General features: G+C 65.6%; 8 protein-coding genes and 1 pseudogene. 5 read left to right on the plus strand and 4 right to left on the minus strand.

Going from position 1 to position 12118, the window contains the following annotated elements; all coding sequences use genetic code 11:
- The first annotated feature begins 197 nt into the window (after nt 1-197).
- From ACTHNQ_RS19405 to ACTHNQ_RS19415, 3 genes are all read left to right on the plus strand, one after another.
- A complete protein-coding gene (locus tag ACTHNQ_RS19405; protein WP_440335572.1) occupies nt 198-1448 on the plus strand; it encodes a hypothetical protein in 1251 nt (416 codons plus the stop codon).
- Nucleotides 1441-3432, plus strand: coding sequence for an ATP-binding protein (locus ACTHNQ_RS19410; RefSeq protein ID WP_440335573.1), 1992 nt, complete (start codon nt 1441-1443; stop codon nt 3430-3432). The genes ACTHNQ_RS19405 and ACTHNQ_RS19410 overlap by 8 nt, the downstream gene beginning before the upstream one ends.
- A 193-nt stretch (nt 3433-3625) precedes the next feature.
- A complete protein-coding gene (locus ACTHNQ_RS19415) occupies nt 3626-7309 on the plus strand; it encodes a YobI family P-loop NTPase (protein ID WP_440335574.1) in 3684 nt (1227 codons plus the stop codon).
- A 443-nt stretch (nt 7310-7752) separates the two neighbouring features.
- On the opposite strand, the gene ACTHNQ_RS19420 is transcribed toward ACTHNQ_RS19415, so the two are convergent.
- The gene (locus ACTHNQ_RS19420) at nt 7753-7965 is read right to left on the minus strand and encodes a hypothetical protein (protein ID WP_440335575.1); all 213 of its coding nucleotides are present in this window, start codon (nt 7963-7965) and stop codon (nt 7753-7755) included.
- Between the two features lie 120 nt (nt 7966-8085).
- Here ACTHNQ_RS19420 and ACTHNQ_RS19425 point away from each other — a divergent pair, with 120 nt between their 5' ends.
- Nucleotides 8086-9075, plus strand: coding sequence for a nuclease-related domain-containing protein (locus ACTHNQ_RS19425; protein WP_440335576.1), 990 nt, complete (start codon nt 8086-8088; stop codon nt 9073-9075).
- Nucleotides 9076-9287: 212 nt separating this feature from the next.
- On the opposite strand, the gene ACTHNQ_RS19430 is transcribed toward ACTHNQ_RS19425, so the two are convergent.
- The gene (locus ACTHNQ_RS19430; RefSeq protein WP_440335577.1) at nt 9288-9449 is read right to left on the minus strand and encodes a hypothetical protein; all 162 of its coding nucleotides are present in this window, start codon (nt 9447-9449) and stop codon (nt 9288-9290) included.
- A 75-nt stretch (nt 9450-9524) separates the two neighbouring features.
- On the opposite strand from ACTHNQ_RS19430, the pseudogene ACTHNQ_RS19435 reads away from it, so the two are divergent.
- Nucleotides 9525-9946, plus strand: a pseudogene (locus tag ACTHNQ_RS19435) (transposase); the annotation flags it as partial.
- 278 nt (nt 9947-10224) lie between these two features.
- Here ACTHNQ_RS19435 and ACTHNQ_RS19440 read toward each other — a convergent pair.
- Nucleotides 10225-11328 (minus strand): hypothetical protein, encoded by a 1104-nt coding sequence (locus tag ACTHNQ_RS19440; RefSeq protein WP_440335578.1) that lies wholly within the window; start codon nt 11326-11328, stop codon nt 10225-10227.
- A complete protein-coding gene (locus ACTHNQ_RS19445) occupies nt 11303-11902 on the minus strand; it encodes an RNA polymerase sigma factor (RefSeq protein WP_440335579.1) in 600 nt (199 codons plus the stop codon). Before ACTHNQ_RS19445 ends, ACTHNQ_RS19440 begins: the two co-directional genes overlap by 26 nt.
- Nucleotides 11903-12118: the final 216 nt, after the last annotated feature.

Below are 12118 nucleotides of genomic sequence, written 5' to 3' on the forward strand. Positions count from 1 at the left end.
GACAGCCGCCGCCCGCGCTCCCCCGCTGCGAACCGACACTCCGATGCGGCTCTTGCTTCACCTGCCTGACCTCACTGTAATAATCAGGGCAGAAAGCGAGGATGCACCAGGGACATGCGGGCAGGCGACGAGCACACGAAAGCAGCACTGACGGAGAACGACGGAACGGCTGAGGGGGCTTCGTGATGAGCGCGGAAGTGCGCGTCTCGGCGTCGACGCCCCAGCGGCCCGGAGGAGCGGACGGACTGAGTGTCGAGCGGTTCCGCACGATGGTCCAGGATTCGCATGTCAGCTTCTTAATCGGGGCCGGCACGCCGAGCATCTTCTTCGAGAGGCTCGGAGACATCGAGACGGCGCTAACGGAACTGGACAATCTCGTGGTCGCACCTGAGGAGAAGGCGCTCGTGCGCGCCTCAATTCAGGGCTACTTCTTCCAGCGGGTCGTGCGGCCGAACCGCCAGCTCATTCCGCTTCACGCCGCCGCGGCGGGCGTCGTGCGGTCGTACGCGCAGTTCTTCCGCACCCTCAACCACATCCTGCTCCGCCGCCGGTCTACCCTCCTCGGAAAGCAGGCCAACGTCTTCACGACGAACATCGATATGACGTTCGAGGTAGCCCTGGAGCAGCTTGGCATCGAGGTCATCGACGGGTTCAGCGGAAAGATCCGCCCTCGGTTCGATCTCGGCGAGTTCGGCTCCACGCGCTACCGGCAGACCGCGCGCTTCGAGCGCCGATCCGAGATCCCGGTGATCGACCTATACAAACTCCACGGATCCGTCGGATGGCGGGTCGAGGCGGACGACGCACCCGGCGAACGCATCTTCTACGACCACGGACTGGAACGCGTCGGCGAGGTCGGCCAGGTCTACGACGCCGCCGAGGGGGACCTCCTCCCGATCAGGTCCGCCGAAGGCCTCGATGTCTCGGACCTCGCGGCGGCGGCTTCCGGCAAGACGCTGACCGATGCGGCTGGCCGTTTCGCCGAAGCATACGGGACCCTCGCGATCGTCAACCCCGAGAAGAGCAAGTTCGCGACGACAGTCCTCAACGAGACGTACTACGAACTGATCCGGCGGCTCGCCAACGAGCTCGAGAAGGAGAACAGCCTCCTTCTCGTCCACGGTTTCTCGTTCCGGGACGAGCACATCCGCGACCTCGTCCTCCGCGGCGCCCGGACAAATCCGACCCTGCAGGTGATCGTGTTCTGCTACCGGCGGTCCGACCGCGAGGCCTACGATGCGCTCCTGCCGGAGCCAGAAGTGAAAAACGGCAACGTGCTGTTCGTCACTCCCTTCGCTCCGGAGGAAGGCGCAGAGGAGCTCGTCTTCGACCTCGACCGCCTGCGCGAGACGTACTTCGTCCCGCTTGTCAGCGACCCCGTGCCCGCCGCCGACCCGGTGATCCAGCTGGACGTCAGAGTGGGGTCGGAGCCGACGCCCGATGCGTGACTTCGATGTCGACCTGCAGCGCGACGCGGTCTTCCGGGTCGGCCGCGTAACGGGTGTGGAAGGTCGCCGGATATCGATCCAGGTCGACAAGCTCAAGAACGGCGCCCATCTCCTTTACCGCGGCGGCATCGTCCGCAACGTCGCGGTCGCGAGCTACGTCAAGATCTCGAAGGGCTTCGTCGAGCTCATCGCAAAGGTTGACGGCGAACACGTCGACGAGAACCGCGCCAACTCCTCGGCCTTCAAGGCTGACGACGATCGCGTGTTCCGCACGCTGGACGTCAGCCTCATCGGCTACCTCGAGGACGGGAAGTTCGAGCGAGGCGTCCGGGAGATGCCGCTTCTCGACAACGAGTGCTTCATTCTGAGCGAGAGCGAGTTCGGCCTCGTCCATACCTTCGTCGCGCCGGGAGACGCCTCGGTCGAGATCGGATCACTTGCGATGGAGCCCACGCAACGGGTTGTCGTCGGGGTCGACGCGATATTCGGCAGCCACATCGGTATCTTCGGCAACACCGGCAGCGGCAAGTCCTACACGCTCTCCAAGCTGTACCACCAACTGTTCGACGCGTTCGCGGGGTCTCCCGGGTTCCGCGAGCGGTCTCGGTTCGTCCTCATCGACTTCAACGGCGAGTATGTCGACAGGCCGGCGGCCGTCGAGAACCGCCGGTCTACTTCCGTCATCACCTCCTCGGACAACAAGCGCGAGTACGTGCTCTCGACGCACCTCAAAAACGGCGGTGCGAAGATCCCGCTCCCTGCTTCCGCAGTGGAGGACGTGACCTTCTGGTCCGTTCTCCTCGACGCGACCGAGAAGACTCAGGCGCCTTTCCTCGCCCGCGTGCTGGCCAGCGACTTCTGGGAGCGCCGGCTCGCGAACCCGGCGGACCTGCTCGATGTGATCGGCGAGATGGTGTTGCGCGCCACGAAGAGCAACGACGTGTCCATCGACCGGCAGACCGTCATCAACCTCCTGCTCGAAGTGCAGACGTGCCTGGGGTCGCACGCCCCCGCCGAACTTGAAGCACTGCTCGACGACTTCCAGGTCAACCTCCACTACAACAGCACCCTCAGGAAGTTCTACTGGGGCGCGTGGGGCAACCCGCCCCTTGACCCAGACAACCCCCGGTGGCAGAGCCTCACGAAGGACAAGATCACTAGCCTGCCGGTCGACTTCAGCCAGGTACGCGAAGGCATCGACCTCGTTCGCTTCAAGATCGTGCTCCAGTACTACAGCGACATCATCAGCGGGTACTCGAACCGGGAGCACCTGTCGCCCTTGATCAAGCGGCTCGAAACGCGGGTGCCGGACATCAAGAAGCTCGTCGAGATCTCAGACGCCCCGCTGGCCGACCGACCCCTGGCCGTCGTGTCGCTGAGGGACGTCAGCCTGTCGATGCGCAAGGTCATCCCGATGCTTCTTTGCAAGCATCTCTACGACGAGAAGAAAGAGTCGGATCCCTCGAACGAGCGCTATCTGAACCTCATCATCGACGAGGCCCACAACATCCTGTCGACCGAGTCGTCACGTGAAAGCGAGGCCTGGCGCGACTACAGGCTCGAAACGTTCGAGGAAATCATCAAGGAGGGGCGCAAGTTCGGTGTCTTCCTGACCATCGCGAGCCAGCGGCCCCACGACATCTCCGAGACGATCATTTCGCAGCTGCACAACTACTTCCTGCACCGCCTCATCAACAACCTCGACATCCACGCCGTCGAGAAGGCCGTCGCCTACCTCGACAGGGTGTCCTTCGAGTCCCTGCCCATCCTGCCCACGGGCGCCTGCGTCATCGCGGGCGTGTCCGCGCAGGTGCCAGTCGTAGCGAAAATCGCCCCACTGGGCGAGGAGTTCGAGCCGAACAGCCGCACCATGTCGGTGACGACCGAGTGGTCGAAAGGGCCAATCGCGCCGGCGCCCGTCAGCGCGACGCTGCCGGAAGCACCCCACCCGCCGGCCGCCGCCGACGCCGTTCCGCCGTTCTAGGCGCGAGTGGCGGTCAAAACCGCGTTCCCGGCGTCTCGTTCCGCACAGCGGTCGTCGAGAAACCGGCCAGATGCGACGGCCGGCGCGTTGCCCAGGATTGCCTCCCGCGACACCGGCATACCGCTCTTGCAGGATCTGTCGGACCCCGCTGTCATAATCAGGGGCACTTGTGGGGATGGGGATTCAAGAGAACATGGCGACGAGTCCATCGGCCGAGGCTGCGGCTACGAACGCGGGAGACGAGACTAAACCGATCGAGGAGTGGGACTTGGTCGCGCTCACGCCGACCTTCATCGAATCGGAGCACGCCCAGTACGCGAACGCGATCGTGAAGGCGCTCGACGATCCTCTGGTCCGCAATATCGCGCTGTCGGGCAACTACGGGGTTGGCAAGAGCAGCATCCTGCAGGAGGTGTCGCGCCTCAAGGCCGACGAGGTCGTCGAGCTGTCGCTGTCGACGCTCGCGCCGATCGACCAGACCGACCTGGACGATTCGGTGCCCCGCCAGGCAACCACGCCGACGAACCGGATCCAGCAGGAGATCGTCAAGCAGCTCCTCTACCGGGAGGAACCAGAGAACGCGGCAGGCTCGCGGTTCCGCCGCATCGAGCGATTCAGCCCCGGCAGGGAGCTGCTCCTGGCCGGACTGACGGGCCTGGTCGTCACCCTCATCTTCCTGATCGCCGGGTGGGGCGCGATCATCACGAAGACGCTCGGCCCGCTGGGCGAGATTGGGCTGTGGGTATACCCGGCGGTGTTCGTTGCCGCAGGCGGGGCCGCGTACCTTGCACGCTGGCTGCTGCACGGCCGCATCCACATCAAGCAGTTCTCGGCGGGTCCGGCGGCGGTGACGCTGGACGAGAAGTCCGTCTCGTACTTCGACCAGTACCTCGACGAGATCGTGTATTTCTTCGAGACCTCCAAGCACCGGGTCGTGATCTTCGAGGACATCGATCGCTTCAACGACTCGCACATCTTCGAGACCCTGCGGTCGCTCAACACGCTGCTGAACGCCGCCCCTCAGATCGGGGACCGACCCGTCCGGTTCATTTACGCGATCAAGGACAGCATCTTCGACCGCATCGGCCTCGAACTCGAGGGACGGAAGCCCGACGCCGCGGCTGCCGACCTCGACCCCGCTCAGGCCGAATCGGTCCGGGCAAACCGGACGAAGTTCTTCGACCTCGTTATCCCGGTGGTCCCCTTCATCACGCACCGTAGCGCGCGAAACCTCACCGCGCAGATCCTCCGCGGCATCAAGCACCAAGTGTCCGACGACCTCGTCGACCTGGCGGGCCGTTTCGTCCCGGACATGCGCCTCCTCAAGAACGTGCGCAACGAGTTCGTGGTGTTCCGAGGCCGGATCTTCTCCGGCGACGGCAAGGGACTCGGCCTCAGCGAGACCGACCTGTTCGCGATGATGCTCTACAAGAGCACCCACCTCAGCGACTTCGAGGTGATCCGTCTCGGCAAGAGCAAGCTCGACCGGCTCTACGAGGCGAGCCGGTTGCTGGTCGTCACGAACGTGGCGCGTGTCGAGCGGGAGCTCCGCGCCGCTCGGCAGGAGCTCGCGCGCGCGGGCAGCGCCCTCGCCAGGGCACCCCGCCTGGGTGAGCGGCTGACGAATCGCATCGACATGATGGTGAGGACGACGGGCCTACAGCAGGCGAACGGGAGATACCAGTACGCCGGGAGCGTTCGGACCGAGGACTACTTCCGCTCGGCCGCGTTCTGGAAGTCGCTCATCGAGGGAGACGGCTCGTCCGCCGTTGTCTGGAACAACCCCTACTACGGCGGCCATCAGATTTCGCTGAACCGGTCGGACGTCGAGGTGTTGATCGGCGAGACGCTCGATCCCGAGGCTTGGAAGGAAGCCGACAGCGAAGCGGCCGACGAGAAGATCACGGAGCTGGAGGAGCAGCTGAAGTTCCTGCGCTCGGCCGACATGGGCGACCTCGTCAAGCGCCCCGAGTTTCTCGTGGACTTCGAAAACGAGCGGGTCCCGCTGGCAACGGTCGGCGAGACGCTCCTCACCCGCGGTCTCGCTTTCGAGCTCGTCAAGGCCGGCTACCTCGACCGCAACTTCACGCTCTACACGTCCACGTTCCACGGCGACCGCGTGAGCCCAGCCGCGACCAATTTCATCATTCACCACGTCGAGCGCGGGCTCATGGACGAGCACTTCGAGCTGGAACCTGCTGACGTCGACGCCGTAGTCCGCGAGCGCGGCGAACAGGCGCTTGCCGACCCCGCGCTCTACAACATCGCGGTGCTCGACCGCCTGCTCGCCACGAAGAACCCGTCGGCCCGAATCATGGTCACCGCCCTGGCCCGCTTCGGGTCCGACGAGCAGCGGTTCCTTCAGAGCTACCTCACCTCCGGCTCGCACGCACGAGACCTGGTAGGCCGGCTCACCGCGCTCAGCCCGCGCGTGCTCGCCTACCTCGTCGGCGAGGCCGAACTGGAGGACGACGGACGCCGGGCGCTCGTCAGCGAGTGCCTCGCGCGTCTCTCCGACAAGCCCCGGCAGCGCGTCAACGACTCGGTCAAGCGATACCTGCTCGCCGGCTACGCGGAACTCTCCGCCGTCACCTCCGCGGATCTGACCTCACAGGCAGCGGGGCGCCTCGCGGCGCTCTTCAAGGAGGCGGGAATCAGCGTTCCCGACCTCTCGCCGCTCAGCGACCGCGTCCACGCCGAATTCGTCCGACTTGGCATCTACGACATGAGCGCGGATAACCTGCAGTCGGCCGTGGGCGAAGGCGTCGGCCTGGCGCTCGACCAACTCAGGGCGGCCAGCCGCGGCCAAGCGTACGCCAAGGCGCTCCGCGAACTGCCGGGGTACCTCGCCGCCGTCGGCGGACGCTCGCCGTCGAACGCGACGGCCGCCGGTTTCGCCTCCGTGGTTGCCGAAGTTCACGAAGCGGCGCCCGCGCTTGTGGAAAACGTCGTCGCCGCGGCCTCAGCGGAGAGCCGGATCGCGGACCTCGGAACGGTGCCGGACGAAACTTGGGCGCTGCTGGCGCGGGAGAACCGCTTCCCCGCCACCTTCGCGAACGTTACGCGCTATCTCGGCCACGCCGGGGAAGCGGACGCTCATCTCGCGGTCGTCCTGGGCGCCGCGGAGGCGATCCTCGAACACGACGGCGCCGACGAAGACGCCAAACGCGAGCTCGCAGTGACGCTGATATCTTCCGCAGCGGTTCTCGGTGCCGTGCTCCGCGCCAAACTGGCCGAGAGCCTCGACCTGAAGAAGTATGTCGCCGCCGACGCCGTTCCTGCGGAGAGCGGCGCCCTGTTCGGCGAGCTTCGGGCCCGGAACGTCATATCGGACAGCGCCGCGACCTACGAGCACCTCGCCGACGCCGACTGGGCGACCAGGGAACGCGTACTGCGGCATTCCCCGAAGTTCGAAAAGTGGGCGACCTCCGAGCTCGTCGGGGGAGACTTGGGTCCGGTCCTCGCGAGCCAGACCGTGAGCGACGCCGCGAAGCGCGTCATCGTGGAGGCGGCGGACGCTTACGCGCCGTACGGCGGCAAGGCAGGGCTTCTTCAGCTGGCCCGACTCGCGGTCGCGTTCAAGATCATCATCAGCTTCCCGCTCGTGGCTCAGATGGCCGCCAGCCGCGTCCCCGCGGAGCAGGTACTGACGCTGCTCCGCCCGTATGTGAAGAATGCGACGGCTGAACAGCTGTTCGCGGTCCTGCGTGCGCTAGGCGGCGAGTACGAGAAGTTGACCTACGTCGGTTGGGACAAGCCGAAGATTCCTAACTCAGCGGCGGCGATCGCGCTCCTCGAAGCGCTGACGTCAAAGAGCATCGTGGCGAGCTTCGATCCCACCCAGAATCCGATCAGGGCGAACAAGCGCCACAAGTAGTTGTGACGACAACGCATCCTCATGTGGGCGAGTACTTGCGGTCTGGACAATGTCGTTATGGATCGGCTCATGGTCGTTACGGCGACGCTCGGCCGCCCGGTGCGGCAGGGGAACTGGGGGATTGTGCGCCGCAGCTCCTTGCGTCCGCGTGACGTCGACACCGCCCAGCCTGCTAGCTGTCGCGGCCGCGCCATGGACCTCACCGCCAACGCTGACCCAAGCCGAAGCTCTCGTCGACGACGCCGCCGGTCAGCTCGGGTCATTTATGCGTGCGGGTGATAGCGCCCGCGACCAGCCCGCAAGGTCACGTCCGGCGGGTCAAAGCAGCACGTTCGCTGAGCCACCAAAGCTGCACGCATCGGCCTCGAACGGGCACCGCCCGCAGAGGGATCGTGGCGATGGCGACGCATGAGTGGCTCGAGCGACGACACACACGTCATCGTTCACTGCGGGTCGAGCCGGTCGAGTCGAATCTGCGCCTCGAGCAGGTCGTTTCGAAGCTGCGCGATTTCGCTGCCTTGCGCGGCGAGAGCGCGAGTGTGCGCCTCGATGACATCTCGGTAGACGCCTGACCATCGCTGCAACCGACATGCCCACACCGCCATGGCCAGCACGACCACCGCAAGCGCGGCGATCACCCATACGAGAGCCGTCATGGTGCCTCACAATAGCGGGGCGGCCCCTCGCTGCCCCGCCGAAGGAGCACCACCCATAACGCGTCGGCGCCTCACGGTCATGCTCAGGATTGCGTGTCAGGTCGCTCATAGAATCTGGCCATGCCGCAGCCGATCGACGACCCGAATGACCGTCGTATGCTGCTCCGATACACCGGGCGCTGCCGGCTGTGCGGCGCGACGCTGACCGCGGGGACGGACGCGGTCTATGAGCGCAATCGCCGGACGGTGCGGTGCGTTGAGTGCGCGCCGGTAGTCACGCCGTCCGCAGACATGTCCCCTGTGGTGAATCCCGCCGGGGCGCCTTCCGAGGATGCTGACGTGCTTCGTCTCCGGTCTCCCGCGTCATCGGTGATCGCCGAGGCCCTTCGCGTCCAATCGTCGGTACCACCTCGAACCGGGACGCAGCGGTTCTTCGGCCGCAGCCCGTTGAACGTCGAAAGTCGGCCCTGGTACCTGGGTGCACTTGGCGAGCTGGAGGTCGGCCGACTCCTGGATCAGCTCGGCCCCGAGTGGTTCGCGTTTCACGCCGTGCCCGTCGGAAGCGCTGGCAGCGACGTGGACCACATCGTCATCGGGCCCGGGGGCGTCTTCACGATCAACTCGAAGTTCCACGAAGGTGGCAACGTGTGGGTCGCCTCCCGACGACTCCTCGTGAACGGGCAACGCACCGATCACCTCCGCAACGCCGAGTTCGAAGCGCGACGCGTCGCGAAGCTCCTCACCCAAGCGGCCCGCAGACCCGTCGACGTTACCCCCGTCATCGCGATCGTCGCGGCCCGCAGACTCACCATCCGCGAACGCCCCGAACGTGTCGTCGTCCTCGCCGCCTCGCAACTACCCCGATGGCTTCAGAACAGGGTGGCGGTGCTCAGGGTAGACGAAGTCGCCGAGGTGAGCCGCATGGCAGCCACCCCGGCCACCTGGGGTCAACCCAACATTCCGGTAGCCGACCTCGCCGCGTTCGCTGAGCTTCGGAGCACCGTCACGGCTGCGCGCAACCGGCGTCGTAGTTGGGCGCTCGCCCTTATGCTGAGCCCGCTGGCTATGCTGGCCACCCTCACCGTCGGCATGCTCAGCCTCTTGCGCTGAAGGCATTCACAGGCGGGGATGCGATCGGACGCTGCCGCGATCCCCTCCGACATTGCCCCTATGGGGGATGACTATCGCACAAGCGAAGACGCGCCCGCCACGTACCGCTTGCTAGCCCTGCGCCAATAAGGATCGAGAAAGTGGTCGGGTCAGGCACCGTTGCGATCGGTGGCCGAGCCCACCAGGAAACAAACCGAGCCCATTCGCTCGTGTCAGTACACGCCCTCGATGACCTCCACACCCTTGAACGCGTCCAGGGGCGCGATGCTGCCGATCGAGTCGCCGAGTTGGTCAGCCCTGCTGGGTGCGTGACGGATGACAGAGTCGCGCTCCGCGTTGTTGGGAAGCAGGAACGACTTGCTGACGTGATGCACGACCAGCTGGCCACGCTCGCCGCAATCGACAATCTCGCCCGTGTCAGGGTTGCGGACCTGGAACGTGCTGTACGGGTCACCGCGAGCCCCGCCGCACCGCTCCTAGGCGAGGTTGGCGTCGGCTCATACACCGCCGCGGTCATCCTCACCGCTTGGTCCCACCCCGGCAGAGTCCGCAACGACGCCGCCTTCGCCTCGCTCGCCGGCGTAAACCCGATCCCCGCATCCAGCGGCAACACCACGCGGCACCGCCTCAACCGCGGCGGAGACCGACGCTTGAACAAGGCGCTCCATGTGATCGCGATCACCCGGATGAGCCGTGACCCTGCGACTCAGGCGTATCTCGCCAGGCGCCTCGGCGAGGGACGCACCCGATCCGAGGTTCGCCGTTGTATCAAGCGCTACCTCGCCCGGCACTCTACCGAACCCTCAACGCGCTCTATAGCTCCGTGCCCGGCCAAGCCTCAAGTTCCGCCCTCGCTCCGACAATCGGCTGACCAAGCGGGGCGGGGACGACGGAGTGCCCGAGTGAGCGGTTGCTAAGCGGAGCTCGCAGCGCAGCGGAGAGCGGAGTCTGCAAAAAGCGAACGGCAGGAACGGAGTCGTCCCCGCCCCGCTATTGTCTCGCCGTCGGAGGGGGCGCCCATGCCCAGACAACCGCCATGCCTCCGATTCAGTCCGCCCTAGCGCGGATCTGGCACTCCTGAAGACGACCGACTCGATCTGGGGGGTGAGTGCGGACTCGCACGTGTTGGCGCTCACCCCCAGATCGATGTCAGGGCTCAGGTGCTTCGTCGACGACCGTCACCTCGATAGTTGTTGATGCCCAGGGCACACCGGCGGGCATGAGGTCCGTCGCGCGGTGCGGGTAGGTCTCGCGGCTGCCGACGATGCGCCCGCTGCTGGTGTCGATGTCGAGCTCTGACACGAGCAGATCGCCGAACTCGCCGCCCTCCCCGACATCCGCGGGCATTGCGAGGGTCGTGATCGTACCGTTGGTCCTCGCCACATCGACCCCGCCGAGCAATCCGAGCACTCGGAGGGACGCTGCGCGCAGGTCAGCAGGCATGACGTCAGTGCTCAGGTATCGTCCGATGGCTTGGAAGATGTACCAGTCCTCGGATGATGTCTCCAGATGTTCGCGGTACCAGGCCAACAGCTGCTGCGGGTCGCGCGGCATCTCGCTGTAGGAATCGCGGAGCGGGTCGTAGAACCGATCGTCATCGGTGGTGTCGGCCATTCCCTTCTGCAGCCCTCCCGGCAACGCCTCGATGCCGCCCGGATCTGCGTCGCGCTCGGGCATATCGGCGACCAAGCGGTTGTACGCGTCGAGTGCGTCAGGATCGCCCCACACATCGAGGACCTCATTTGTGAACCGGTCATCGAGGATCCAGTCGTCTGATCGGTCACTGGGCACATAGAGGTCTCGGATCCCACGCGTGTAGATGGCACCCTCGGACGTCGGAAGCGCCGCCATGTTGAACCCGGAGACCGGGCTGGGCGAGCTCGCGTCCGCATCCCACAGCGACACCAGCTCGTAGGTCTCGCGTACCTTGAGGTACTGGCCGGGACCGACCACCGGATCGACCCCGGTCAATACGAGATCAGCGGCCTCGCTCAGCACCGCGACCGCCGCGGCCGACGCCGGTTGCGCGACAACGGGTGCAACGGTACCCGCGATGATCACGGTCGTGGCAATCGTTGCGACGGAGAGGCCGCCAGCTGCGGCAGTGCCACCCCACACCCAGCGAGTGCGCCTGCGGCGCTTCCCTGTGTCGGCTATCGCGCCGATCAGACGTTCGCGCGACCGCGCGATGCGCGCCGGAGCCGACGCATCGGGTGCACTCTCAATCTCACGCACGAGCTCGAACAGTTCCATCGTCCATCTCCTTTCCGATCCAAGCGAGCCGTCCAGCGTGAGATCCAGGCGGCGCGAGTTTGCGTCGTATCCGATGCAGCCGCGACCACACCGTCCCCACCGCGACACCGAGGGCCTGAGATATCTCCTCCGGGGTGAGGCCGGACCAGGCGTAAAGGAACAGCGTGTCCCGCTCTTTCACCGAACGCGCCGCGATCTTCGGAGCCAACGCGCGAATCGCGGCTGCGGCATCCATTCGCGCGGTCGACTCCTCGATGCCGCCGGAGGTATCCCCATCGATGGCAGCGGATGCCTGAACTGCGCGCCAGTGCTTGGCCTCGGTTGCGCGATGCCTCGCGGCAACGCGCGACGCGATCCCCAGCAGCCACGGTCGCGCGGAATCCCATGTCTGATCAAACGAACCGCGCCGACGAAACGCCACCAGGAACGTCTCGCTCAGGGCATCTTCCGCAGCATCCGCGCCAAGTCTCCGACGAAGGAATGATTCGACCGCGGCGGCGTGCCGATCAAAGACCTCAGCGAACAACTGCGGAGTATGTTCGGCGCGCCTGAAGCTGTCGCTGTCTGTGCTCACACTATGTATTCCTCGATAGGGCCGGTCACCTTCAAAGTTTCTTACAGGCAAAACGGTCATTCGGAGACACGGTCACGACCGCGAGTCACCAGACCACTCCAGCCTGCATGGATTGACAAACATAGAAGCGTCGAAAGCCCGGCACGCAGCCACGGGAGCGAACTACGATCGGTCGGACAGGCAGACGAACACACGCGAGCTGAACCCGCGCCGCGA

This window comes from Microbacterium sp. (genome assembly GCF_051953575.1).
In the GTDB taxonomy this organism is placed as follows: Bacteria; Actinomycetota; Actinomycetes; order Actinomycetales; family Microbacteriaceae; genus Microbacterium.

Excerpts from the sequence above, each read along its gene's own strand:
- ACTHNQ_RS19410 (WP_440335573.1), top strand. The coding sequence starts at position 1,441 with ATGCGTGACTTCGATGTCGACCTGCAGCGCGACGCGGTCTTCCGGGTC.
- ACTHNQ_RS19415 (WP_440335574.1), top strand. The coding sequence starts at position 3,626 with ATGGCGACGAGTCCATCGGCCGAGGCTGCGGCTACGAACGCGGGAGAC.
- ACTHNQ_RS19420 (WP_440335575.1), bottom strand. The coding sequence starts at position 7,965 with ATGACGGCTCTCGTATGGGTGATCGCCGCGCTTGCGGTGGTCGTGCTG.
- ACTHNQ_RS19425 (WP_440335576.1), top strand. The coding sequence starts at position 8,086 with ATGCCGCAGCCGATCGACGACCCGAATGACCGTCGTATGCTGCTCCGA.
- ACTHNQ_RS19440 (WP_440335578.1), bottom strand. The coding sequence starts at position 11,328 with ATGGAACTGTTCGAGCTCGTGCGTGAGATTGAGAGTGCACCCGATGCG.